Source organism: Bradyrhizobium sp. CCGUVB1N3, from assembly GCF_024199925.1.
Taxonomy (GTDB): Bacteria; Pseudomonadota; Alphaproteobacteria; order Rhizobiales; family Xanthobacteraceae; genus Bradyrhizobium.
Genome location: NZ_JANADR010000001.1, coordinates 3,977,846 through 4,000,804 on the forward strand (window position 1 = coordinate 3,977,846; position 22,959 = coordinate 4,000,804).

Consider the following 22,959-nt stretch of genomic DNA (forward strand, 5'->3'; position numbering starts at 1 on the left):
TTCCCTAGGATGGTACCTATTTGCATCGTGGAGAAGTACCGCAAGCACCTATCAGGATTGGTGGCCGCCTAATCCAACCGTTGTGGACTAGGCTGGTCCTGAGCCTTTTGCCAGATTCAAGATTCAGGAGACGTGAATGGCCAAACGCGCACGCATTCGCTGCATCAACACGACAGACAGAAGGAACTCTCACGAAAGACTCTCACATGTTGGCGGTGCGGCATGCCGATTGCAGGAACGAATAACCAGCAATTGCAGGACGTCGCACGCATCACCGCGGCTCACGATTACACAAAGAGACTTGCTCGATTGATCCTGATCAATGCGAGGTTGAAGCTGTAAAATTGTGGGCTACGGGCCTCGAGAAGCGCCGCTCCCTTGCATTCCCCTTGTTTTGGCGACCGGAGAGACGCATCGATGAACCCAGGACAGGACCAACCGGGGGACGGCGTTACGACTGTCTCTTCCGAACGAGACCAACAGCCAGGCTGCCTATGCACGCTCACCCGGGCCGCAACGCAGTGGGTTGGATCCTTGACCAGGGCGCGCATCTCTGCCGCTGGCGATCCGACGAACCGCGAGGCTCGGGCTTCTCGCGAAACGGCGCAGGACCAGGTTCTGGAGGGCTGGGCTGCCGACGACGGACAGGGTGAACAGGAGAATCGGCAAGAGGCCGTAAGACGAACGAGAGCCTGGCTTGATGCCGCCGCGGCCCATGCGCCGCTGGACCTTTCGTTCCTATCCCTGACAGCCTTGCCCGCCGCCTTCCCGGCCGGGCTCTTGCGCCTCGACGTCCAGGACAATCAGCTGACTACTTTGCCCGATAACCTTCCGGCCACGCTTCTGGAGCTCAACGCTAGCTTCAACCGGCTGACCAATCTGCCGGCCCGCCTCCCGGCCGGGCTCGAATTTCTCGGCGCGAGCAACAACCAGCTGACCAGCCTGCCCGAGACGCTGCTGACGCGGCTCGGCCCTGAGTGCGTCGCTGATCTGACGGGTAACCCGCTATCCGAGCGGGTACGGACCAATCTGGCGGCAGCCTGCGACGTCCCGGGCTATGCCGGCCCATACCTCTTCTTCTCGCGAGGCGAAGGATCGGAGCAAGCGCCGCCGCGGCCTCTGCCCGAGGTCGTCGCGGACTGGCTGGAGGGCGAGCCGCAGGTGGTGGCCGCCTGGCAGACCGTCACTGATGAACCGAGCGCCCAGCAGTATGCCTTCTTCCTCGACAGGCTGCGGCACACCGTGAACTATGGCAACCCCGAGTTCCGGCAGGCGGTGGCCGAGGATTTGCGGCAGGCGGCAATCAGGCCGCGGTTGCGCGAGCAGTACTTCGAACTGGCCTTCGGGGCGAGCGAGACCTGCGAGGATCGCATCACTTTGACCTGGAACGGCATGCAGTCCGCACGTCTAAACGCCGATGTCGAGGACGGGGCCTATGACGAGCGGCTCAACGAGCTCATCGAGCAAGCCCGCGTGCTGTTCCGCTTGGACCAGCTCGAGAAGATCGCCCGGCAGAAAGTCAGCTCGCTCCGCTTTGTCGACGAGATCGAGGTCTATCTCGCCTATCAGATCAAGCTGCGCGAGCGGCTCAAGCTGCGGCATATCGCTCCGGACATGCGCTTCTTCACCGTCTCCTACGTCACCGAGGACGACCTCATTGCGGCCGAGACGCGCGTGCGAGACGAAGAGGCGGCAGGATTCGCCGACTATCTGGTAACCTCGCAACCCTTGGAAACCGTGGTGAGCCGCATTGCACCCGAGGCTTATGCAGCGATGCAGGAACGGCTCGCCGATGCGATGGGCGAGGAGTTCGAGACGCGCATGCAGCAACGGCTCGCCGATCTTCACCTGACCGATGCCGCGCCGGAGCTCATAGCCGAAGCCGCGCAGGGGCTCGGACCCGATCTCCTCAAAGAAATCACCCGCGAGATCAAGGGCGCGTTGATGCGCAAGGTGCTCGGGGACCGCGGTCTCGAGTTATGAAGTGGCGCTCCGTATGCGGGGGGGGATCCTGTTTCCATGCGATCGGCGGCGCAAGGGGGCATTCCTGCCGAAGTTGGATCCGGACCAAGCCGGAGATCGCGCTAGTCTTACTGAGTGTGCGCGGGAAGGCCGGCAAGGAATAGTGCCGGTACGCAGTGCGAAGCGACCGGTAAGAACCTCCAATTTCAAGCGGCACGTTGATTGCGTCGTTCGGGGGGCGCCGGCGGACGCGGTTCTCTCCGAATGTCCGCTCTTCGAAACCGACTTAGCGTTCATGAGAACGTCGAAACTTTCGAGGGGAGGTAGGCCCTCATCGCCAGCCATTGACCAGCGCGGCCTACAAATTCTTGTAGTTGACCAGTGCAACGTTCTTCGGGCCGAATCGCGCTCACGATGAGCACTACCTGTTTAGGGGCATCAAGCGCAATCAGACCGTCAAGAAGGAGAGCCAACGTGATGTCTCCAATAGAAGCCATCGCTAGTTGGCTGGAAGCGCAAGATCTGGACCTGCAAATCGACGTCGCGTCATTCGCCTCGTTCTTGATTTTCGAGGATGGCGACGTTCCCTCGCTTAGCACGCCGGAGCAGCTCGAAGCTGTTCGTCAATGGTTGAGCGAACCCGAATTGGAATCGCACGCCGCCGCAAGCCGTGCTCTGACCTTCCGTATCTCCATGGATTACTTCGTCGAGGGTAGAACGACCGGCTGCGGATGGAAACAAACCGAAGCAAAGCTGCGCAAAACTCTGGACGAAGCTAAGCGCGTCGGGAAGTTTTCGGCTGCACGCAAGGCGCAAAGGATGCTTGAGCTATTGCCCGCACGACAAGCAAGATGGCATGAGGTGGCGAGATCCTGGAATGAACTGGCTTCGACTCGCCTGACACTCAAGGCTCTCACTGACGGAAAGGAATTGAGCTATGGCTGATTCTGGGTGACGCGGCCTGATCAGGCGGCGTGGCTTTCAGCGGTCGGAATGACCTCGATGCCGTCAGTAAACTTTACACCGGCGATGACCTTCGGCAACTGATTTGTTCCTTTCAATCGGCGCCAGGTCTTCGATGCGGCGCCGATCAACTTGAACACCATCAGCTTCGCGGTTTTCGGCGAGAGCGATCCTTTCGTTCGCACCGTCCGGTGACGCACCGTGGCGAACACACTCTCGATCGGATTCGAGGTGCGCAGATGAACCCAATGCTCGGCAGGGAGGTCGAAGAACGCGAGCAGCGCCTCACGATCCTTGATCAAGCACTCGACCGCAGGCCCGTATTTGGCACGGTATGTCTCGACGAAGGTGTCGATCGCGGCTTCGGCTTTCACCCGGCTCGGTGCCAGATAGACGTTCCGCAGATCGTTCTTCATCGCGCCCTGCACGGATTTGGCGACCTTGTCGAGCACGTTGCTGACTTTGTGGCACCAGCACCGCCGGTGTCTGCGCGCTCATCGCCGTCGCATGCGCTGGGGCTGCAGTACCGAGCTCGCGCGGGCTTCGGCTTTTCTTTCTTAGTGCCGAGGCCACAGCGGCTGGAAATGCCCCGGCGTGTGCAAAATGTGCACCAGTCGACCTTCCTGACCCAGGACAGGATGCACGGTCCACCCGCCATTCGCATGTGCCTCGATGGCTTGAATGCGCAGGCCAAAACTGGTCGCCAGCACGACCCCGACACCAGCGCCGTAAAGGTCGATTTCGCCATGCGGATCGACCGTGCCGTCTTGAACCAGGCTATTCCGCAACGACTGAGCCTGTTGCTGAAGTTGCTGAGTCTGCGGCGTTTCGTCGTCCGGTCGCTCCGTGTTGCTGGCCAATTGAAGAACCGTTTCCAGCAGGCAATTCAGTCCTTGGCCACTGGCTTGTCCCACGTAGGCATTGAATCGCGCCAAAAATGCTTGGAGCGTGTCGCTCAACGGGCCGACAGACAAGGCAGGCAGCGATGCGCCCGCGAGTGCCTGTGAGGGCGCCTGGTGATGTGCCGCGGGCGGCCCTCCGATGGCGGCGGCGCTGTGCCGATCGGAGCCAGAAGTACTGGTGTGTTGCCAAGGATCGCTGACGATGTTTTCTTCGAAATGACGCCCCCAAAAGCCCGTGGGCATCTCTGATGGTCCCATGCTTTCGGCACCGCTGGTGCCACCCCAGTCCTGTGCGCCAATCGGTCGTGTGTCGCCGTGAGCAAAGTCCTGGGGAACATACTCTCCGATGTCCGGAAGGCCGTACAGTGCCTGCGAACCGCCTTGCCCGGAGGACGATGCACCGGCTGTGGACGATGCCGCGACCGCAGATGATGGAACAGTTCCGGGGCGCACCTGCACCGGTCCCTGGTGTTCAAACCCGGGTTCCGGAATCAGCATAACGTCACCGCCGAGCAAATTATTTAAGGTCGCGACCTCCCTTCTTCCTCTCCCTGCCCACTGCGCCGAATACGATCGATCAAGGATCCTCAGATGTGTCGGCCGACACGGCCCCGGCAGGAGTCCGCGTGCGTCGAGGGCGCGGATCAGCTCGGGGGGAGCCGGTTGGATGCCGTGCTCCCAGCCCAAACTGACCAAACTTCCAAAATCGGACGCCGACAGGCGAGCGACGAAACTCGATGACGCTTCCGAAGTACCGGCAAATGAAGATCGTCCGGTGGCTTGATCCCACAGCGGCGGCCAAGCCGGTAGGGCGGCTGCCGGAGCGGATGACTGTTGCGACAGGCTTAAGGAAGACGGCATGCCTTCCCAAAAGTTCGCGAGGTCCCAACGGTCGGCGGGCAGCTGGCCAACTTGGTCCACTTCCTGCCAGAGCTCCTCCGGATCGACAGCTTGCAATGGCGAATGGGCTGCCTGTTCCCCCATCTGCCAGGAGCCGACTGCGCCCGAAACACCGTCCCCGAGGCTACTGTTGCCGGACTCACGTATCAGGCCGATAGGCGGCGTAGTCTCTGTTCGCTGGTTGGAACGAGCTGCATCATCGATGATATGTCCGCGTTCTGCCGTGGAACTGTGATGTGGAGGCCCGCGATCAGCTAATGTGTTTGAGCCACGATACTCACGAAGCGCTTGCAAGGCGGTTTTCAGGTCCGTCAGGTGGCGGGCACACCGTGATACCCTGTGGGCGTGGTCGAGCAGCGATTCGTGATCGAGTGCAGTAATCGTTTGACTTGGCCCGAGAGAATTCGCCAAGTTACGCAAAGTGCGATTATACCGCCGGGCGGTCTTGCTGTGCCAGTCTCGGTGCCCAGCAGCTGCCTCGATGGCCCGGTCGATGAGACTCTCGTCTTCCACAGAGAAAGGCTCGCGATGCCTCCGAAGGATCGTCAACGCGGGACCCACATGCGGGTCTTTCGGAAAAAACTCGTCGGCGTAAGCGACCAAGGAAACATGATCGAGTGCATCAATGGTTTGGCCTCGCGCCCCTAGACGATTGCCCAATCGACGAAGAGCGCGAGCGTAAACGCATACTGTTCCTTCTGTTAGATTCCCGCGCTCGGCCTCGATAGCCGAGTTGATGAGGTTCTCGTCGTTATCGGACAGATGAGGATAGTTAGGGTTTGAGCGCGGTGGGCGGCCCCCTGCGATGGGAGCAGCACCGCCTTGGCGCTCCTCGGCCAAGTGCTGCTCAGAGTCCTCGTGCGCGACCTGGTCTACCGCTCCTGGCGCGGCCAGCTCTGCCTGTTGTTGCAACATGGCGTAGTACGCCTGCAGCCAACCTAGATCGACTGGATCGAATGGATCGAAATTGTCTGGGTCCACGCCAATCTCCCGCGTCCGAAGCTAGATCGTCGCAAGTTCTCCACTTCAGCGCCAAAAGCGGGAGGGGGGGTGAATTGATCGGGATAGGGCGACAGTCCCGCACGATCGTGGGTAACAACTTTGATCCCTGGCCGGCGCTTTAGCCAGCTGCGCTGGGGTGGCTCCATTCACCGACAGGCCCATATTCGCACAGACCGTAGAATTGCGGACCTACCAAAGCTGGGCGGCGGCGATCAGGCTAAGCGCACTCCGTCTCGTCTGCTTCGTCATCATCCGCTCCATCTGTGATGGGCCGGGGTCCCATTAATCATTTCCCAGTTTACTTAACAGCGACGCGACTCGGCGCTGATCCTCTCCGCCCTTGTTGCGTTGAGAGCGGCGCCCGCGTGCGTTTGATCGACGAACGACCCATGCAAGGTAGTGCTAGTCCAGCTCTCCATTCACCGTGACCGGAAGGGCCGTATTGGCCTCAGTCAAGGCCGTTCCACCGAAGTAAATTAAATTACGCCGACGTTCGCCGCTACTGACCGCGAATCAGGCCTCACCAACCTCAAAGAATCGTTCGTAAGGTCCGTCTGCGAAGTGCCGCCGCAGCTCATGAAAGTTCTGTACGGTTTGGTCTAGCGGTCGCGTTTCTTGGCGCTGAAGCATGGCGCTACCAGACAGCTGAAGCGCTGGGACCCCCAGGAACGCCCAAACCGTTGCCAGGCAGGCGCTTGGTTGGTGATGTAGCCTTTCATACTCGATCACGAGCATACTGGTCGACGCGAAGGACTGAGCAACTCGGGCATGGAAATCGTCCGCGGCCTTGAAATAGGCCTCGCAGTCGGCGATTGACAATGTAATGCGCGGCGACGGTGCCGCCTCGCCGTCAGAACTGAATTTCAGCCATTGGCCACTCTGCCTTGCTTGCACCAGCGATCGAAGCGATTCCATAGTGTTTCTCCGAAGCACGAGGATGACCTTGAGGCGTGGCCAACGAACCAGCTCGGCAAAAACACCGGGACGATCGTGAAACTGCGGTTCGTTGATCTTGCAACCAACATGCGTCAGCTTGGCCCTATCGCTTCGCGTCGGATAGCGCAGATACGCAAGCTCGAGAAGCTCGCGATCGCCCCGCAACAAACGATCCTTATCGTGCCAATTCGTATCAGATGTATTCAGCAGCTCACCGTTGCTCAACACGTTCGGATGCTCATTCAGTAACTCTTCAAGATAGTGGGTGCCAGTCCTCGGCATTGCCAGAATTACAAATGGCTCGGGCGGCGATGTAGGGCGGGTCATTGCATCTTCCTTAGATAACGTTGCTTGCAACGACTCGAGATCGCATCAACGACGGTAACGTTAGCAGGCTCATGGTCCCTGCGTTTCGCAGTAGCGGGCTCGCATCTGGATACGTCCGGATGTCTCATGGTGCGATTTGGCGATCGCATAACCTTCTGCGATCATTTGTCGAGTAGCCTTGGATGGTTTGCGGCATAGGGGCTGATGACACAAAAAGTCGGCCACACCAGATGTTTGGCCAGCACACCTAAGACAACCATCCGGTGTAAAAAAGCAGACTAGTGCCGTCGTCAAACGTCAGATAGAGACTGCAGCGTCTGCCGGTGTCAGCGCTCTCGTTAGGCGCGCTAGATACGGAGGCCTCGAAGCGAGGGTTGTTCTTAGAGCCAGAGCAACGATCGATATCCATCCGGATATGCCCGAGTTAAATTTCAATAAACTGACGTTTTCTACCCTCATTTCTTTGGATTGGTAAAATCGATTATATGGATGTGGGACACATCCAGTTTGTGGATAAATAACCTAGCGCTGCGCGAACTGGAGGTGCCATCGGTTTGCGACCTTGTCGCCAATGGCAGTCATGATCCGTGCCGGTTCTCGCGCCTTGAGGATGGCCACGATGGCGTCAGGCTTGCCCTTTCGAAATACGGGTCGATAAATTCGTCACGACGGCCCTTCGGCGCTTCGACAATCGGGATGTTGCGTTTCTCGGTCCGCTCCGTCACCCAGCGTTGAAACTGATTGGCGATGGCGCGCAGTGTGTCTCGGGTCACCGGGTATAGCTGGCGATAGGTATTGAAAAAGCCGACTACCCGCTCGGGCTGCTGGAAGGTTGAATCAACTGAAATGGACCGATGAACGCGTCCAGGCCGAAAGCGGCAGCTGCCGCCTTGTCGATGAAGGCGTCGACATCCGAGTCCGGCTGTACCTCGTCGCGGGAGTAAGAGCCGAAAAGATAAAGGCCGCTCACGCCAAAGGCCCGCAGTTTCGGTTCGGTGGTCTTCAGACGCGCAATGACTTCGGCGGCGTACATGGTTCGAGTTTACCACAAGCATATGGATGCGGGCACAAGCGAAGCGCTGACGGGCTGGTTGGCGAGAGCTACGTGGGCGATGCGCCACCAAGGCCCTCCAGTTCGAGAGATCGCACGTATGAGACAGGCGACGGATTTGCAAAGGCCGGTGCGCGGCGGTCGTGTCACGGATCTGCACAGATTGGAGAGCTTGAATGGCGGATTTGTTGCAAATCCGTTGCTTTGGCCGTTCACGCAATGAGTGGGCTGAGAAAGTCGATGTGAAGCTATGCCGCGCGGGCATGTTTAGCGCGGCACGCAGACCTGCATGTAGCCGCTTACTGGGTTGTATCGGTTTTTGCCGTATTTGGTCCGTTCATGCAGTTGCTGCCGAGGCTTCCGTGTCGACCTCCTCGCTCGACGCAAGCCAGTCGAACTATCCTTGCCGGGGTAAGGCATATCTCCGATTATGATTCAGAAGGGTAGCGGGAAGCAGCGGCCAGGGCATACATCCCCCAAGGCATACTTCTGTAATGGGCCTTTGTTCGTCAAGTCCCTCTGAACAAATCTCATCGCCAGGATCATGCTTCTGTCCGTGGTCGGCACGAAGACCGCCACACCATGCCATCAGATCCAGAGCCGACAGGTCAATCTAGGACGCGTGATCTGCCGCAGCATTCACAGCACTACTCACGACCTTGCCAAGCCCTCGTCCCGGCGACGGGACACTCAGGAGAACGTACCGTTTCCGGCTCGTTCCGAATCTTCTCTATCTCCTATGCAGCCGCAGCGGTCTTGCTCCAGCGGAACTCGGTCGCGTCCACCCACATGCGATGCAGCACAACGCCCAACTTGCGAGCAAGGGCCACTTTGGCGCGCTTCATGCCGCGCCGTCGCGCAACCTCGAGTGCCCAGCGCTTCAGGCTCGAGAAGCGTGTCGCACGCGTCAGCTTGATATGCGCCGCTTCAAAGAGCGCGGTGCGCACCATGGCGTCGCCGACCTTGCTGATGACGCCGTCCCGGTCGGTCTCACCCGACTGATATTTTTTCGGCGTGAGCCCGAAGTAGGCGCCGATCGTACTGGATTTTACGAACCGCGCGATGGATCATCTACCGCCGAGCGGTATGTCAGGGCGACCAAAGCACCGACACCAGGTGTGCTCATCAATCGCCGGCAAACTTTGTCGGCCCGCGCGATCTTCAGCATCTCGCGATGCAGCCTGGTGAACTCGTTCCACAATGCCGTCCTCGCAGCGAGCATCGCGCCAATCACCGTTTCCAGGGTCACGTGCCCCGCTGTCAATTCCCGAATGCGCGCTCAAACCGTCCACGGCTCACTTCGCCGACCTTCAGCCCATAGCCACGCAAAATCCCGCGGATGCTGAGTTCGACGTCGAGAAGCTTGCCTTGCAGAAGCTTGCGCCCAATGAGAAGGGCGCGGGTGTCCTTGCAAGGCACCGATTTCGCGTGAACCGGACGGTACCAGCCCATCCGCAGCAACTGAGCGATCCCGCGGGCATCCTTCCGGTCGGTCTTGACGGTCATAGCTGAGAGTGCTGCTTTCACATGCCGTGTCTCGAGCAAAACCTCATCGCATCCGCCGGCCACAAGCCCGGCATGCAGCCACTGCGACAACGGCCCTGCTTCGAGCCCAATGCGGCTGACAGGTAATTCCAGCTCGTCGAAATAGCCAATAAGCACCTCAGGCCCGCTGGCGACCTTGACTTCGCGGACGACCTTGCCAGTCCCGTCAACAACGCAGATGCTGCTCTCTTTCAAAGACACGTCGATCCCCGCATAATAGTCCATGGCTGTTCCTCACTTGATGCCTGGAGCCGATCATTCGGACTCCGTTTCAACATCATCATTCTGAGGGACAGCCACCTAACCTGGCTAGCCTCGCGAAGGCCGGCCCATTACGGCATCTAGGCCGTTCAAGCGGAAACTAGCTTCATAAGCCCTTGTCATCCCCGCCGATTTGGGGAAAGTTCCATCTCCAGCAATCGGAGGTGGAAATGGAGGGGCTGATTGAGGTCGGCGGCGATATATCTGCCGCCGCGACGGCACTGGCCGGTCTATTGCTGGTTTTCCTCGGCGCGATTGCCGTAGCGTTCGAGGGTTATCAGCCGCAAGAGCGCAATCCGATTCGAGGACGTTACCAACGCCGAGCATGGCTAGGGTTCGTCGGATTCGTTTTCGCTATTCTCGCCGCCGCCACAGGCATCGCGGGGAAAGCCTTTCACCAAGAATGCATCGCCCTCATCGGGGCGCTCTGCTTGGTCGTCGCCCTTATCATGAGTCTATTGGTTGCTCTCTTCTCAGCCTTGGAGATTCGCTGATGGCTCTTACCTTGGAAGCAGAACAGCGGCTCAGCGAAGTCGGGTTGGTGGAGTTGTTTGACGGGGACAGACCTGCTTGGCTTGACGCAGCTCAACAAACCAAGGCTTTCATTGCAGGAAACTTCCCAGAGGGCGCTAGGATTCGCCGCGATGACGTTGCGAAGGCTTTGATTCCTATTCTTGAGGTGAACGAAGTTCTTAAAGACGCGTTGCATGAAAAGAAGTTGAGAGGAAAATTTTGGATTAAAGATTTTGCGGATTTGATTATAGATAGGACGTGGGATGAACTTTAGCGGAGCGAACAAATGACCGACAAGAAGATGACAGCCGAGGAATTTGTGCGCCGCGTTCTCGTCCAGAGCTTCAAGCAGAGAGTCGACAAGGACACCCTCAAAGAAGTCGCCAAGAAGGTCAAAGAGGCGGTTCCGGCCAAACAAAGGCCCTCGCGCGCTCGCGAGGCGGCTTAGCGCTCTAGATGGCGTTCCAATAGCCGGTGCAATCAATGCTCTTGCCCCGCTTCAAGGCTAGGGTCTGTACTCAATAAGGATTCCGGCTGAGCCCGGTTTGTGATTCAAGGTCTCCGAAGATGATTTGGAGGCCGGGATGGCGAAGGCGCTCTACCTTTTGAACGATGCGGAATGGCGGCGGATCGAGCCGTTGTTGCCCCGTGGTCGGCGTGGAGCGCGTCGCGTCGACGATCGCCGGGTGATCAGCGGGATCGTCTACATGCTGCGTTCGGGCGGTCGCTGGCGCGATTGCCCGGCGGGGTATGGTCCCTACACGACGATCTACAATCGCTATAATCGCTGGAGCCGTCAGGGGATTTGGCACGACATCTTCAAGGCTCTGACCGGTCATAGCGGCATCTTCGGCACCGTCGCCATCGACAGCACCCACGTCAAAGCCCACCGCTCCGCCGCTGGCGCAAAAGGGGGGACTTCGCGCAAGGTATCGGCCGCTCGCGCGGCGGGCGCACGACGAAGCTCCACGGCCTGACCGACGCCAAAGGACGGCCTCGGGTGCTTTTGCTCACCGCCGGCAATGTCAACGACATCACCGTTGCCGCCGATCTGGTCCGCGCTATCGGTCCCTTCCGCCGCCTGATCGCCGACCGCGGATACGACGCCGATCACCTGCGCCACCTGATCAAGGGCCGCAAAGCTGAACCGGTCATCCCCTCGACCACATCAAGGCGCAGCCCTATTCCTTACGACAAACGCGCTTACAAGCAGCGAAACCGCGTCGAACGTATGTGGTGCAGACTCAAAGACTGGCGTCGCATCGCCACCCGATACGACAAACTCGCCAGGAATTACCTCAGTGCAGCCTTCATCGCCGCCGCAGTCACCTATTGGCTCAATTGAGTCCGGACCCTAGCCCAGCAACCCGCTGCGTCTGATCACCATTCGAGACGCCGCGGTTGTCCTCCCGCCATGAGGACTCCTGCGCATAGCGGAGGAGGTACGGCCCGGCGATATGGTGGTGAATGCCGATCTCGCCCCGGCGAAGGCGGCTGAAATACTCCTCGGCCATGTTGGTGCAGACACCGTCAAGACTGCATGCCTCCTGATGGTTGATGCGTTTCACCTCGAAACGCTCATGGAGGTGGTCCCAAGCAGCGGCTTCATCGGTATGAACCGTGGTTCCCTTCGCTATGCGGGAGCGGATAAATGAGGCAGCTTGGCTTTCGCTGTTGAACACGGCCGGGACCGAGTTGCCGCTCGCGGACGATCACAACCACCTTGCGCTTGCCGTTCTGGTTGCTGGCAAAACGCCGGTCCTTGCGGTGCTCCTTGAGGTTGGCGGGCTTCACGTAACCGCCGTCCACCTCGGCTTCTTTCTTTTCCCCGCCGACCACGCGGCCCTTGAGTTCGTCCGCCGTCACCCTGTACGTGGCTCTGCGCACCAGGCCAGCGGTCGCGCTTGGCATCGCTGATCGCGTCTGGACCATTGGAGACCTGATTGATGCCGTGCTGCCGTTGGAGCCGAATAGGCCGGTGCGGGTGAAGCGAACTTTCCGGGTAATCGATGGTGGCCTGTCTTGACTCTGACGGACGACTCACCCGGACTACCCGATGCTCTGTCGAAAGGGCAAATCCAGCGAAAGGAGGTGATTGAAATGACTACTGGCAAAAAGGCGGCATCGGATGCTTCGCGCATCCTGCGCAGCCCGAAATCGACGCCGAAGCAGAAGGAAGTCGCGGCTTCCGATCTCGCTCAGCGTCGCGGGGCTAAGCGGAAGGGGAAGTAACGACAGCTCAGTTTCCCGAGCTGTCGTTACCAGCAAGACGTTCCTCAGCCAACTTCACTGCCACGTGACGGTTGAGGGCGTCCGAAACCAGCGCGGGGCCTATCGGGCCTCGCGCTGTGTTATAAGAAGTCCGCATTTCACCGTTTTGATCCCAGATAACAATCGCAAAACCAGCGATTTCATCCCCCATTTGGTTTGCGGCGGCCCGGCACAGTTCTTGCGGCATAGATCCCATAGCTTTGCCGCTTCTCATTCGAAACGGCCTTCAGGCTAACGGGGCGGGACATTGGCTCCATAGATATCGCCTTCGGCTCCATAGATATCGCCTTCGAATTTTTGAATCTTATCCGACTTATTCCCGCAACTCACAACTAACTAAGCCGATTCTCGCCTATAGCCCAGACGCATAGGTTGTGCGGTTGTGGATCGTTCTCGAAAAGGCGTCTGTAAGGGGCGGGGCCGAGATCAGGTGTCGCCCGCGCCTTTTGCCCTGTGGATATCAACCCACGCCGCCTAATGCTGCGGCCTTAGCTTCATCCCATGTGGTTCGTCATCGGCCGCCTGTCCGGCCCGGGTGACGCATGGTTTACCCAGTGGGTTTTCCCGCGAGGTTCATGCGAAGCTTAAGCTTCATGATGACCTCCTTTCATCGGCCCGGAATTGAGCCGTGTCCTAATCTGCCGAAATAGGTGTCCTAATTAGGACAGCACCCGATGGCGAGGCGGTCTTTTTGGCGTTGACGAGATATCGGACTTCGATAGCCCGCAGTCGCGTAAGCACGACGCCAACATCCAGCTCTACGCCTTCGACATGCTCGCAGGCGGCGGCGACGACTATCGCAAGCTGCCGCTGTTCCTTCGGAAGCAGAATCTGGCCCAACTCCTGGCGCGCCGCCCCGAGGGCATCCACGCCGCGCCTTTCGAGCAGGGCGAGATCGGCCCCGATCTATTCCGGGCCGCCTGCAAGATGGGCCTGGTCTCAAAGCACCGCGAGCGCGCTTATCGCGGAGGCCGGAGCGCCCCTTCGCAGCGGCGACATGATAGGCTTTAGGCGGGGAGACCAAGCGGGAGAACGGCCATGCCAAAGGCTTACTTAATCGCTGAGCACATCATCACCGAGCCCGCTGTGTTTGAGGAGTACCGGGTCAAGGTTGGACCGATGATCGAAAAATATGGCGGGCGGTATCTGACCAAGCGCGATGCGCATCGATTTCCCGAAGGTGGCCATTGGGAGCCCGAACGCGTCGTGATCATTGAATTTCCCGATCGGCAATCACTCTACGATTGGTCCTGAGTATCGGCCGCTCATTAAGTTGCGGAAAGAAAGGACCAGCGATCTGGATATGTTGATCACGCTTGAGGGGGTCTAGCACGCGGGGCGTCGAAGGCGACAATGGAGCTTTCGCGGAACGGCGCAAGGGCAAGTTGCGGCGCCGACAATTCCTGGCAATACATCCGGTCGATCTTGCGCTGCATTGGCGCATAACAGGCGCATGCGACGCGCTCGAGCCGCGCCCGGTCGATCTCTACAAAGCCGCGCCGGTCGGACGGGATGGCGCCCGCTGCGCGAAGCTTGCTCATCGTCAGCGTCACCGTCGTTCGCCGCACCCCCAGCAATTGGGCAAGCGCCTCCTGCGTCAGCGGAAGCACGTCGTCGGGAACGCGGTCGTGGAGCTGTAGGAGCCACCGCGCCATGCGGCGATCCACCCGATGCAGCGCATTGCAGGCGGCCACGTGCTGGAGCTGCAACAACAGCGCGCGGGCGTGGACCTGCACGACATTCCTGATGGCTTCGCTTTGCGCATAGGCAGCCCGGAATTTCGCAACGGAAATCAGCGACGCTGTGCCGGCCACGCGAGCAATAGCGGTCACGGATGAAAGCGATGGGCCGAGCACAGAGAGCGAAGCCAAAGCGCCTTCCCGTCCCATCAACGTGGTTGCGACGGTTTGCCCGTCGGGCATATCGAGCATGAAGGCGATCGCGCCGCTATGGGGAAAATAAACCTGGTCGAGCTGATCGCCCGACCGCACTAAGACGGCGTCGGGTTGGAACGAGACCTTCTGGAAATGCGGCGTGAGCAAGCCCAAATCCGCTGGCGGCAACGCCGCCAAAAGCCGATTCTCAGTGCTGGTCGAGATATTTAAGGCAGCATCCATGAATGTTATTTCGACTTAAAGCGACGCGCGGCCATGGTCCAGTTTCTCTTGAGGCGGATTTTGTTCTTCTGGCAGCATCATTAGGAAAAGCAATTGCAAAATGCGTATGGGTAACACCGTAGGCGTCGAACGAGTAAGTTCCTATTCCCGATACGTGGCATATGCATTCCCGGGCTTCTGGCCCTAGCCGGAGAGCCGTGCCAAACTGCTTATGATCGGCTCAGGTCAGGGATCTATTCGGTCATATTCCCTAACATATGACATCACGCTCAGAATTTATCAGGCGTATGCTTGCCCCCATCACCGCTCGGATTGTGGCTTTTATCGGTGATGAGAACGCCGGTTGCGCTCCCGCCTTCCCCTCATGGAAAGGAGCAGCGCCGTGCAAAAGCGACGGCGTATCAAACAAACCAGCACTCTTGAACAGCGATTGCTCGAGGAGGCAGAGCGTCTGCGCAAGCAGGCCCAAGGCAATCCGTCAGGCTTCGAACGCGAAAGACTGTTGCGCCGCGCGCGCCAAGCCGAGACAGCCGCCCATGTCAATGAGTGGCTGTCGTCCATGGCATTGAAGCCGCCAACCTAATGCGGGGACGGTCCAATGGGCGATTATCGAGCATTCGTTCTGAGCGAGGATGGTCACATCCGCGATGCGCGGGCATTTGAGGCGGTCAGTGATGACGCGGCGGTGAAGGTCGCGCGGCGCCTGATCAATCGTCACGGCATCGAGTTATTGCAACTCGATCGCAGGGTCGCGATCATTTACCCCGATGCGGTGGTGCGCGCTGCCTCCTGACTAAGTGTTCAATTGGCGCGCACTTGGCCACTAGCTCTAACGGAACGGAGCAGCGCGCTTAAGCGCCGGTGGACTGTGAGGCATTGACTTCGGATCGGAAGGAGACCGATGTGTCCCACATGATACTTACTGGCGCTGGCGTATCGATGGATGCACGCTCGTTCGTCGTTCTGGAAATTACCGATGAAGAAAAGGCTTTTGAGGTCGCGCGACGGATCGCTGAAAGCACAGGACGTGAAGTGACCGTGCGCGATGCGACGTGGGTAGAGGTGATAACCATCCGGGCGGAAAAGAAACACTGAGAAGCGCTCGGCCTAAACGGCGGCATAGCTGAAGGAACGACTCTCCTAAGCCCGAATTGGCTGTTTGGGCCACAAGTAAAAATGGCCCGGCGGTCCCGCCTTGTGTTCGAGCTGTGGGAGCAGGCGGGCAAACCCGAAGGACGCGACGACGAGTTCTCGAACCAAGCGCAGAGAGAATTGCAGGGCGATGAGCGCGACGACCCAAACAAAGGTGTCGACATTTAATTCCGTTGTCGCCCTGCGTTGCAGAGGGAAACGAAATCCTTGTCAGGCGCCGCTGCCGCCTCGGACGCGTGGCCTTGTCCATTTCGAGAAGTTCGATTTGGAGTGCCGCGTCTCGGTAGCCGAGCGAGACCAGCGCATTGTGCGCATCGATGCGATCGATCGTGCCCGCGACGTATTGCACCACGGTGTTTCGATAGTAGGTGCGCCATTGCGCGAGATAGTTCGAGCCGATTGACGGCCTTGTCCCGCGCAATGCGCTGGATGGTGGCTCGCGAGCCTTTCGTCGTTAACGCCGCATTCAGGATTGGGGGAAGATCAAGACCCCCGCACATCCGGGCCGCCCAGGACACCCACGGTCGGCGCGCAGAAAAAATACTTGAAAAGACTTGAAAAACGCTATTCCCGACACTTCACGGACACTCGCGGGGTTAGCCATTGAGAGTGTTGCGTTTTTTCCGGTAATAAGCTTCCCACAAGGGGAGAAGGGAAGAGCCCTCCGAATGCGGCAATAGCGCGAACATTCTCGCTCTCATCGACGACGACAGCGGAACAAGAGGCACGAGCGGAGCTCTTCTCACTCCTCGATCAGTTTCAACCACTCGTCTTCGGTGAGCACCTTGACGCCGTGCTTGTTGGCCTCGGCAAGCTTCGATCCTGCACCCGGCCCTGCGACCACCAGGTCGGTCTTCTTCGACACCGATCCCGACACTTTCGCGCCCAGCCGCTCCGCGGTCGCCTTGGCCTCATCGCGCGTCATCTTCTCCAGCGAGCCTGTGAAAACCACCGTCTTACCGGCGACGGCCGAATTGCTCTTCGGCTTCTCGGCGTCGATGATGTCGACTTCGCCGGTCAGCCGCTCAACGATGCCGCGGTTGTGGCTCTCGCCGAAATAGTCGGCGATGCTCTTGATCACGGTGTCGCCGATCTGATCCAGCGCGTCCATGTCGGCAATTGTCTCCTCGTCGCCGTGAGCGACCTTCAGGCAGGCGTCGTGGAAGGCGTCCCAGGAGCCATAACCGCGCGCCAGCGCCAGAGCCGTGGTCTCGCCGACATGACGCATGCCGAGCGCGTAGATGAAGCGCTCCAGCGCGATGTTGCGCCGACTCTCGATCGCGCTGAAGAGGTTGCGCACCGAGGTCTCGCCGTAACCCTCGATCTCCTCCAGCTTCAGCTTCGCGTTGCGCTTCTGGAGCGTGAAGATGTCGGCGGGCTCCTTCACAAAACCTTCGTCGAAGAAGTATTGAAGCTGCTTCTCGCCGAGCCCGTCAATGTCGAACGCCCGCCGCGACACGAACAGCTTCAAATGCTCGATCTTCTGATAGGGGCAGGCGAACTCGCCGGTGCAGCGGGCGCGCGAGCCCTCCTCGCCGGCCGCCGTCTCCTCGCGCACCACATCGGTGTGCAGCGGGCACGGGCACTTCTTCGGGAATTGGAATTCCTTGGCATTCTCCGGCCGCTTGTCAATGACGACGTCGACGACCTGCGGGATGACGTCGCCAGCGCGCTGGATCACGACGGTGTCACCGATCCTTAGGTCGCGGCCCTCGCGCAGCACCTCGCCCTTGTTGCCGATGCCCTTGATGTAGTCCTCATTGTGCAGCGTGACGTTCTGCACGATCACGCCGCCGACGCCGATCGGTTCGAGCTTGCCGACCGGCGTGAACGAGCCGGTGCGGCCGACCTGGATCTCGATGTCGCGCAGCACCGTCATGGCGCGCTCGGCCGGAAACTTGTGCGCGATGCCCCAGCGCGGCGTGCGCGACACGAAGCCGAGCCGCTCCTGCCAGTCGATGCGGTCGACCTTGTAGACGACGCCGTCGATGTCGTAGTCGAGCTCGGCGCGCTGCTCTTCAATCGAATGATGAAATGCGAGCAGTTCCTCGACGGAGTGACAGAGCTTCGTCAGCGGATTGGTCTTGAAACCGCAGCGCTCGAACCAGTGGATCATGCCGCTCTGTGTGCCCTCCGGCATCGCGCTCATCTGCCCCCACGCATAGGCAAAGAAGCCGAGCGGGCGCGAGGCGGTGATGCCGGGGTCCTTCTGCCGCAGCGAGCCTGCCGCCGAGTTGCGCGGATTGGCAAAGATGGTGTCGCCGGCCGCCTTCTGCCGCTCGTTGAGCGCGAGGAATGCCTTCTTGGTCATGTAGACCTCGCCGCGCACCTCGCAGATATCAGGGACGTTGCGGCCTTTGAGCTTCTTCGGCACGTCCTCGAGCGTACGGATGTTGGCGGTGACGTCCTCGCCCTCCGCGCCGTCGCCGCGCGTCGCCGCGGTGACGAGCTCGCCGCCCTCATAGCGCAGCGACATGGAGAGCCCGTCGATCTTGGGCTCGGCGGAGAAATCGATCCTGTCGTCGGCAAGCTTCAGGAAGCGCGCGATGCGGCCGACGAAATCGCGCACGTCCTCTTCCGCAAAGGCGTTGTCAAGCGACAACATCGGCACCGCGTGCCGAACCTTCTTGAAGCGTCCGGACGGCGCCGCGCCGATCTTCTGCGACGGCGACTCCGGGCTGACGAAGTCCGGAAAGCGCTTCTCGATCGCATTGAAGCGCTGGCGCAGCGCGTCATATTCGGCGTCGGTAACGGTCGGCGCATCGTCCTGGTAATAGCGCTTGTCGTGCCCCTCGAGTTCGAGGGCGAGCCGCACGTGCTCGACCTTGGCCTGCGCCTTGGTGAGATCGGCGACGTCGGGAAGCGTCTTCGCTTTGGATTTTGCTGCTCTTGCCATGGTCCCTGAATACGACAGACGCGGCGCGAGGGTAAAGGCGTGTGGAAATCTCGTGCCCCGGACGCTGCGCAGCGCGAAGCGGTGCGCTGCTGATCCGGGGCCCATCTTGAGGCACCATTATAGGTCCCGGCTCTGCGGAGCAGCGCTGCGCGCTGCACCGCGCCCGGGACACGAGATCGTCAAGCCGTCGCCGCCCTCAGCAAGCGTTCCGCAGCCGCCCTCGCCTCCGCGGTGATCTCCGCTCCCGCCAGCATCCGCGCGATCTCCTCGCGGCGGTGGTCGGCGGCGAGCGCATTGACGCGGGTGGCGACGCGCTTGCCCTTGTCGAGGGCGTCCTTGGAAATCAGGAGATGCTGGTCGGCGCGGGCGGCGACCTGCGGGGCGTGGGTCACGGCCATCACCTGCACCTGGCCGGCAAGCCGCGCGAGTCGCGCGCCGATGGCATCTGCCACCGCGCCGCCGACGCCGGTGTCGATTTCGTCGAACACCAGGGTCGGCGCCGAACCGCGGTCGGACAGCACGACCTTCAGCGCGAGGAGGAAGCGCGACAGTTCGCCGCCGGAGGCGACCTTCATCAGCGGCCCCGGCTTCGTGCCCGGATTGGTCTGCACCCAGAACTCGACGCGATCGAAACCCTGCGGCCCCGGGGCGCGCTCATCGGTCTCGACCTGGGTCATGAATTTCGCGCGTTCCAGCTTGAGCGGGGCGAGTTCAGCATTGACGGCCTTGTTGAGCTTTTCGGCCAACTTCTGGCGTGCAGCCGAGAGCTTCTTGGCAGCAGCAGCGTAGCGCGCATCGGCCTCGATCGCGGCCTGCTCGAGCTTCTTCAACTGTTCGGCGCCGGCGTCGATCAGCCTGACATCGGCCGCGTATTTCGCCGCAAGCGCTGCCAGGCCATCGACCGGCGTCGAATATTTGCGCGAGGCGGCGCGCAACGCGAACAGCCGTTCCTCGATGCGTTCGAGCTCCAAGGGGTCGAAATCGGTTGCGGCGAGCGCGGCCTGAAGATGCTGGTCGGCCTCCTCCAACGAATTGATCGCCGCGTCGATCGCCTTCACCGCGGGCTCGACCAGCGCCGGCGAATTGACGCCGCGGCGCTCCAGCCTTCGCACCGCCGCCGAAAGTGCCGCGACCGGCGAATTGTGACCGCCGACGATTTCCTGCGCCTCGCGCAGGTCGGAGGCGATCTTCTCGCCCTGCATCATGGTGGTGCGGCGGGAGGCTAGCGCCGTCTCCTCGCCGTCCTTGGGCGCAAGCTGCTTCAATTCGTCCGAGGCATGGCGCAGATAATCCGCCTCGCGCGCGGCGCGCTCCATGCCGGCACGATGTTCCTCCAGCGCCGTATTTGCTGTGCGGCGCGCGTCCCACAGCGCTTCGACCGCCGTGACATCCTTTTCGAGGCCGGCAAAGGCATCGAGCAGGCGGCGGTGCGTGGAAGCATCGACCAGCGCGCGCTCGTCATGCTGGCCATGGATCTCGACCAGCGCAGCGCCGACCGCCTTGAGGGTCTGCACGCTGATCGACTGGTCGTTGATGAAGGCGCGGGTGCGGCCGTCGGCGAACTGCACGCGGCGCAGGATCATTTCATCGGTATCCTCGAGCCCGTTCTCGGCGAGGATCTTCGCGGCGGGATGGGCCTTCGGCACGTCGAATACGGCCGTGACCTGCCCCTGCTCCGCGCCGTGGCGCACGAGGCCGGCATCGCCGCGGCCGCCGAGCGCCAGCGCAAAGGCATCGAGCAGGATGGATTTTCCCGCGCCGGTCTCGCCGGTCAAAACCGCAAGGCCGGTCGCGAATTCGATATCGAGCCGTTCGATCAGGACGATGTCACGGATCGACAGACGCGCCAGCATGGAACCCCAAATTTCCTAGCCGCCGAGGCCCATCTTCTTGAAGGTCCTGCTGATCCAGGACCCCTGATTCTCGCTCGGCTCGAGACCGCCGGATTTTACAAGATTATAGGCGTCCTTGTACCAGCGGCTGTCAGGAAAATTGTGCCCGAGCACGGCGGCCGCGGTCTGCGCCTCGCCGACGATGCCGATCGCCATATAGGCCTCGGTGAGGCGGTAGAGCGCCTCCTCGACGTGACGCGTGGTCTGGTACTGCGTGACCACGGTCTTGTAGCGGTTGATCGCGGCCGTGAAGTCGCGCTTCTGCGCGTAGTAGCGGCCGACGGCCATCTCCTTGCCGGCGAGCTGGTCGCGCCCGCCCTCGATCTTGGCCTTGGCGCTGGTCGCATATTCGGAGTTCGGATATTTGCGCACCACCTCTTCGAGCGAGGCGATCGCCTTCTCGGTGCGGCTCTGGTCGCGGCTGATGTCGGGAATCTGGTCGTAATGGGAGGCCGCGATCAGATATTGCGCGTAGGCCGCGTCCGGGCTGCCGGGATGCAGGGTGACGTAACGGCTCGCAGAGCCGATACAGCTGTCATAGTCGCCGGCCTGATAGGACGCGTAAGCCGACATCAGAAGCGACTTGCGGGCGAGGTCGGAATAGGGGTGCTGCCGGTCGACCTCCTCGAACTTCTTGTTCGCAGCCTTGATGTCCTTCTTCTCGTTCATGAGGTACAGGCCCTCATTATAGAGCTTGTCGGCCGGCTCCTCGACGAAGGTATCGTCCTTGGCGGTGAATTTGTCCCACAGCTCGCCCGCGCCGCAGCCGCCGAGCGGCAGCGCGAGCGCGAGGAATGCGGTGGCCTGCAGCAACCGTCGCGCCGAGGGCACGAGCGAAGCCGTGAATGATTCGCGCGTCATACGCTGTGCTGACATGAATTTAAGACCTGACGCCCTGTGATGCGCTGCCCGCCACGCCATGACCCCGTCATGGCCGCGAAATCTGCCGTATAAGTTTGCCCGTGCTTCGGCGCCCTGCCATGCGACCCAAGCCGGTGTAACCAAAAACGATCGTTAAGGTCCCGGATAGGCAGGCATTTCGCCCGGATTAAGGCGACGATGTGTACCGATGCTAGTCGATCATGGTTACCAGGAAATGCCGGATGGACCAAAGCGGCCGGAATCGGCCCTTCAGGACACGTCCGGCCCGTAGGCGGCGGCAATCCGGCCACCCACGATGCCGCTGCCGACCTCGACCACGGGACGCGTGGTGCGGCGAGCCGCCTCACCTTCGACCACCCGCCAAGCGGTCCGATCGGCAAGCAGCGCGGTCAGGACGGCGTGGTTGAGCTTGTGACCGCCGCGGACCGAGCGATAGGCGCCGAGCAGCGGCAGGCCGGCCAGTGCCAGATCCCCCACCACGTCCAGCACCTTGTGGCGCACGCATTCGTCGGCGTAGCGCAGGCCTTCGGTATTCAGCAGCCGCTCCTCGTCGAATACGACGGTATTCTCGAAAGAGGCGCCGCGCGCGAAGCCTGCGCCCCAGAGACGCGCCTGATCGCACATCAGGCCGAAGGTGCGGGCCCGCGCGATCTCGCGGCGGAAGCGCTCCGGGCTGAGCTCGAACGTGTAGGCCTGCCGGCCGATCACGGGATTGGCGAAATTGATCTCGATCTCGGCGCGGAAGCCGCTGGCGTAAGGCCGTAGCTCGCCGAAGGAATCGCCGATCGCAACCGAGACCGGCTTCAAAATCTGGATGAACCGGCGCTGCGCCGGCTGGCTGACAATACCGGCCTGGTCGATCGCCGCGACGAACGCCGCTGCGCTGCCGTCCATGATCGGAACTTCCGGACCATCGATCTCGATGGTGGCGTTGTCCACACCCATGCCGCGCAGTGCTGCAAGCACGTGCTCGGCCGTCGACACCAGAGCACCGTCGCTGTCGCCAAGCACGGTCGCGAAATCGGTCGCGATGACCTGCTCGGCGGTGGCCTGCACTTCGCGGTCGCAACCTTCGAGGCCAGTGCGGACAAAGATCAAGCCTGCATCGACATGTGCAGGCCCCAAGGTCAGCGTGACAGGGAGACCGGAATGAACGCCGACGCCAGTCACGGTGGCCTGCGCGCGGAGCGTTGTTTGCCGGCTAAATTTCATCAGGAACTGCCCACCCTACGACCCACTGCGACTTATACTGGACTGAACTGGCCGCCCGAGGCACCAGCTCGAATCTCCGTATCCCCAAGTCACGCGCAAACCATAGTCACTGCCCCAAACAAGCCAACTCACGCTTTTTTACCAATTGTTACCCCAACTCTGCCGCATTCGGGCG

At 60.8% G+C, this 22,959-nt stretch carries 23 protein-coding genes and 2 pseudogenes; 13 read left to right on the forward strand and 12 right to left on the reverse strand.

Annotation, left to right across the window (positions count from 1 at the left end; translation table 11 throughout):
• Positions 1-534 precede the first annotated feature (534 nt).
• Positions 535-1,983, forward strand: a complete 1,449-nt coding sequence (locus NLM33_RS18980) for an NEL-type E3 ubiquitin ligase domain-containing protein (protein WP_371929967.1) — start codon at positions 535-537, stop codon at positions 1,981-1,983.
• A 453-nt stretch (positions 1,984-2,436) separates the two neighbouring features.
• Entirely contained in the window at positions 2,437-2,907 is a 471-nt protein-coding gene (locus NLM33_RS18985) for a hypothetical protein (protein ID WP_254097559.1), read from the forward strand.
• Positions 2,908-2,927: 20 nt separating this feature from the next.
• Here NLM33_RS18985 and NLM33_RS18990 read toward each other — a convergent pair.
• From NLM33_RS18990 to NLM33_RS19010, 5 genes and pseudogenes are all read right to left on the reverse strand, one after another.
• A pseudogene (locus NLM33_RS18990) lies at positions 2,928-3,410 on the reverse strand (transposase); the annotation flags it as partial.
• A gap of 72 nt (positions 3,411-3,482) precedes the next feature.
• Entirely contained in the window at positions 3,483-5,708 is a 2,226-nt protein-coding gene (locus NLM33_RS18995; RefSeq protein WP_254097560.1) for a hypothetical protein, read from the reverse strand.
• Between the two features lie 534 nt (positions 5,709-6,242).
• On the reverse strand, positions 6,243-6,992 hold the full coding sequence (locus NLM33_RS19000) for a sulfotransferase domain-containing protein (RefSeq protein WP_254097561.1): 750 nt from the start codon (positions 6,990-6,992) through the stop codon (positions 6,243-6,245).
• Positions 6,993-7,800: 808 nt separating this feature from the next.
• Positions 7,801-8,025 carry a nucleotidyltransferase family protein gene (locus NLM33_RS19005; RefSeq protein WP_254097562.1) on the reverse strand — a complete coding sequence of 75 codons (225 nt, stop codon included), beginning with the start codon at positions 8,023-8,025 and terminating at the stop codon, positions 7,801-7,803.
• Positions 8,026-8,780: 755 nt separating this feature from the next.
• A pseudogene (locus NLM33_RS19010) lies at positions 8,781-9,813 on the reverse strand (IS110 family transposase).
• Between the two features lie 206 nt (positions 9,814-10,019).
• Between NLM33_RS19010 and NLM33_RS19015 the strand changes: the two are divergent.
• From NLM33_RS19015 to NLM33_RS19030, 4 genes are all read left to right on the forward strand, one after another.
• Positions 10,020-10,343, forward strand: a complete 324-nt coding sequence (locus tag NLM33_RS19015; RefSeq protein ID WP_254097563.1) for a hypothetical protein — start codon at positions 10,020-10,022, stop codon at positions 10,341-10,343.
• A complete protein-coding gene (locus NLM33_RS19020; RefSeq protein ID WP_254097564.1) occupies positions 10,343-10,636 on the forward strand; it encodes a hypothetical protein in 294 nt (97 codons plus the stop codon). The genes NLM33_RS19015 and NLM33_RS19020 overlap by 1 nt, the downstream gene beginning before the upstream one ends.
• A gap of 12 nt (positions 10,637-10,648) precedes the next feature.
• Positions 10,649-10,810: a hypothetical protein gene (locus NLM33_RS19025; protein ID WP_254097565.1), complete on the forward strand. Its 162-nt coding sequence runs from the start codon at positions 10,649-10,651 to the stop codon at positions 10,808-10,810.
• 136 nt (positions 10,811-10,946) lie between these two features.
• Positions 10,947-11,707, forward strand: a protein-coding gene (locus NLM33_RS19030) for an IS5 family transposase (protein WP_371929940.1) whose coding sequence is annotated in 2 segments (ribosomal slippage) — positions 10,947-11,285 and positions 11,288-11,707 — 759 coding nt in all. Because the reading frame shifts where the segments join, the coding sequence is not laid out codon by codon here.
• Here NLM33_RS19030 and NLM33_RS19035 read toward each other — a convergent pair.
• The gene (locus NLM33_RS19035; protein WP_254097566.1) at positions 11,700-12,044 is read right to left on the reverse strand and encodes a transposase; all 345 of its coding nucleotides are present in this window, start codon (positions 12,042-12,044) and stop codon (positions 11,700-11,702) included. The two genes, NLM33_RS19030 and NLM33_RS19035, sit on opposite strands and share 8 nt — an antisense overlap.
• Complete coding sequence (locus tag NLM33_RS19040; protein WP_254097567.1) at positions 11,968-12,273, reverse strand: hypothetical protein; 306 nt, start codon at positions 12,271-12,273, stop codon at positions 11,968-11,970. Before NLM33_RS19040 ends, NLM33_RS19035 begins: the two co-directional genes overlap by 77 nt.
• A 189-nt stretch (positions 12,274-12,462) precedes the next feature.
• Here NLM33_RS19040 and NLM33_RS49275 point away from each other — a divergent pair, with 189 nt between their 5' ends.
• The 3 genes from NLM33_RS49275 to NLM33_RS19050 all read left to right on the forward strand — a co-directional run bounded on the left by NLM33_RS49275 (position 12,463) and on the right by NLM33_RS19050 (position 13,887).
• Positions 12,463-12,594, forward strand: coding sequence for a hypothetical protein (locus NLM33_RS49275; protein WP_256570535.1), 132 nt, complete (start codon positions 12,463-12,465; stop codon positions 12,592-12,594).
• An 810-nt stretch (positions 12,595-13,404) separates the two neighbouring features.
• Positions 13,405-13,644 (forward strand): hypothetical protein, encoded by a 240-nt coding sequence (locus NLM33_RS19045; protein ID WP_254097568.1) that lies wholly within the window; start codon positions 13,405-13,407, stop codon positions 13,642-13,644.
• Positions 13,645-13,671: 27 nt separating this feature from the next.
• A complete protein-coding gene (locus tag NLM33_RS19050) occupies positions 13,672-13,887 on the forward strand; it encodes a DUF1330 domain-containing protein (RefSeq protein ID WP_254097569.1) in 216 nt (71 codons plus the stop codon).
• A 56-nt stretch (positions 13,888-13,943) separates the two neighbouring features.
• Here the strand turns inward: NLM33_RS19050 and NLM33_RS19055 are convergent, their stop codons facing one another.
• Positions 13,944-14,750: a Crp/Fnr family transcriptional regulator gene (locus tag NLM33_RS19055; RefSeq protein ID WP_254097570.1), complete on the reverse strand. Its 807-nt coding sequence runs from the start codon at positions 14,748-14,750 to the stop codon at positions 13,944-13,946.
• A gap of 382 nt (positions 14,751-15,132) precedes the next feature.
• Between NLM33_RS19055 and NLM33_RS19060 the strand changes: the two genes are divergently transcribed.
• From NLM33_RS19060 to NLM33_RS19075, 4 genes are all read left to right on the forward strand, one after another.
• Positions 15,133-15,333 carry a hypothetical protein gene (locus tag NLM33_RS19060; RefSeq protein WP_254097572.1) on the forward strand — a complete coding sequence of 67 codons (201 nt, stop codon included), beginning with the start codon at positions 15,133-15,135 and terminating at the stop codon, positions 15,331-15,333.
• Positions 15,334-15,348: 15 nt separating this feature from the next.
• Positions 15,349-15,543, forward strand: a complete 195-nt coding sequence (locus NLM33_RS19065) for a hypothetical protein (protein WP_254097574.1) — start codon at positions 15,349-15,351, stop codon at positions 15,541-15,543.
• 119 nt (positions 15,544-15,662) lie between these two features.
• A complete protein-coding gene (locus tag NLM33_RS19070) occupies positions 15,663-15,845 on the forward strand; it encodes a hypothetical protein (protein ID WP_254105832.1) in 183 nt (60 codons plus the stop codon).
• 81 nt (positions 15,846-15,926) lie between these two features.
• Positions 15,927-16,070, forward strand: a complete 144-nt coding sequence (locus tag NLM33_RS19075; RefSeq protein WP_254097576.1) for a DUF2934 domain-containing protein — start codon at positions 15,927-15,929, stop codon at positions 16,068-16,070.
• Positions 16,071-16,644: 574 nt separating this feature from the next.
• Here the strand turns inward: NLM33_RS19075 and ligA are convergent.
• The 4 genes from ligA to lpxC form a co-directional block, all read right to left on the reverse strand.
• Positions 16,645-18,798, reverse strand: a complete 2,154-nt coding sequence (gene ligA, locus NLM33_RS19080; protein ID WP_254097578.1) for an NAD-dependent DNA ligase LigA — start codon at positions 18,796-18,798, stop codon at positions 16,645-16,647.
• Between the two features lie 179 nt (positions 18,799-18,977).
• On the reverse strand, positions 18,978-20,651 hold the full coding sequence (gene recN, locus NLM33_RS19085) for a DNA repair protein RecN (RefSeq protein WP_254097580.1): 1,674 nt from the start codon (positions 20,649-20,651) through the stop codon (positions 18,978-18,980).
• 15 nt (positions 20,652-20,666) lie between these two features.
• The gene (locus tag NLM33_RS19090; protein ID WP_254097582.1) at positions 20,667-21,566 is read right to left on the reverse strand and encodes an outer membrane protein assembly factor BamD; all 900 of its coding nucleotides are present in this window, start codon (positions 21,564-21,566) and stop codon (positions 20,667-20,669) included.
• A gap of 255 nt (positions 21,567-21,821) precedes the next feature.
• Positions 21,822-22,784 carry a UDP-3-O-acyl-N-acetylglucosamine deacetylase gene (gene lpxC / locus NLM33_RS19095; RefSeq protein WP_254097584.1) on the reverse strand — a complete coding sequence of 321 codons (963 nt, stop codon included), beginning with the start codon at positions 22,782-22,784 and terminating at the stop codon, positions 21,822-21,824.
• Positions 22,785-22,959: the final 175 nt, after the last annotated feature.

Bases quoted from the DNA above. Each gene is read 5' to 3' on its own strand.
- NLM33_RS19025 (WP_254097565.1), top strand. From the start codon at position 10,649: ATGACCGACAAGAAGATGACAGCCGAGGAATTTGTGCGCCGCGTTCTC.
- NLM33_RS19050 (WP_254097569.1), top strand. From the start codon at position 13,672: ATGCCAAAGGCTTACTTAATCGCTGAGCACATCATCACCGAGCCCGCT.
- lpxC (WP_254097584.1), bottom strand. From the start codon at position 22,784: ATGAAATTTAGCCGGCAAACAACGCTCCGCGCGCAGGCCACCGTGACT.
- NLM33_RS19015 (WP_254097563.1), top strand. From the start codon at position 10,020: ATGGAGGGGCTGATTGAGGTCGGCGGCGATATATCTGCCGCCGCGACG.
- NLM33_RS19055 (WP_254097570.1), bottom strand. From the start codon at position 14,750: ATGGATGCTGCCTTAAATATCTCGACCAGCACTGAGAATCGGCTTTTG.
- NLM33_RS19040 (WP_254097567.1), bottom strand. From the start codon at position 12,273: ATGCCAAGCGCGACCGCTGGCCTGGTGCGCAGAGCCACGTACAGGGTG.
- NLM33_RS19005 (WP_254097562.1), bottom strand. From the start codon at position 8,025: ATGTACGCCGCCGAAGTCATTGCGCGTCTGAAGACCACCGAACCGAAA.
- NLM33_RS19090 (WP_254097582.1), bottom strand. From the start codon at position 21,566: ATGTCAGCACAGCGTATGACGCGCGAATCATTCACGGCTTCGCTCGTG.
- recN (WP_254097580.1), bottom strand. From the start codon at position 20,651: ATGCTGGCGCGTCTGTCGATCCGTGACATCGTCCTGATCGAACGGCTC.
- NLM33_RS19065 (WP_254097574.1), top strand. From the start codon at position 15,349: ATGGGCGATTATCGAGCATTCGTTCTGAGCGAGGATGGTCACATCCGC.
- ligA (WP_254097578.1), bottom strand. From the start codon at position 18,798: ATGGCAAGAGCAGCAAAATCCAAAGCGAAGACGCTTCCCGACGTCGCC.
- NLM33_RS19075 (WP_254097576.1), top strand. From the start codon at position 15,927: ATGGCCCGGCGGTCCCGCCTTGTGTTCGAGCTGTGGGAGCAGGCGGGC.
- NLM33_RS19045 (WP_254097568.1), top strand. From the start codon at position 13,405: ATGCTCGCAGGCGGCGGCGACGACTATCGCAAGCTGCCGCTGTTCCTT.
- NLM33_RS19070 (WP_254105832.1), top strand. From the start codon at position 15,663: ATGATACTTACTGGCGCTGGCGTATCGATGGATGCACGCTCGTTCGTC.
- NLM33_RS49275 (WP_256570535.1), top strand. From the start codon at position 12,463: ATGACTACTGGCAAAAAGGCGGCATCGGATGCTTCGCGCATCCTGCGC.
- NLM33_RS19020 (WP_254097564.1), top strand. From the start codon at position 10,343: ATGGCTCTTACCTTGGAAGCAGAACAGCGGCTCAGCGAAGTCGGGTTG.
- NLM33_RS19000 (WP_254097561.1), bottom strand. From the start codon at position 6,992: ATGACCCGCCCTACATCGCCGCCCGAGCCATTTGTAATTCTGGCAATG.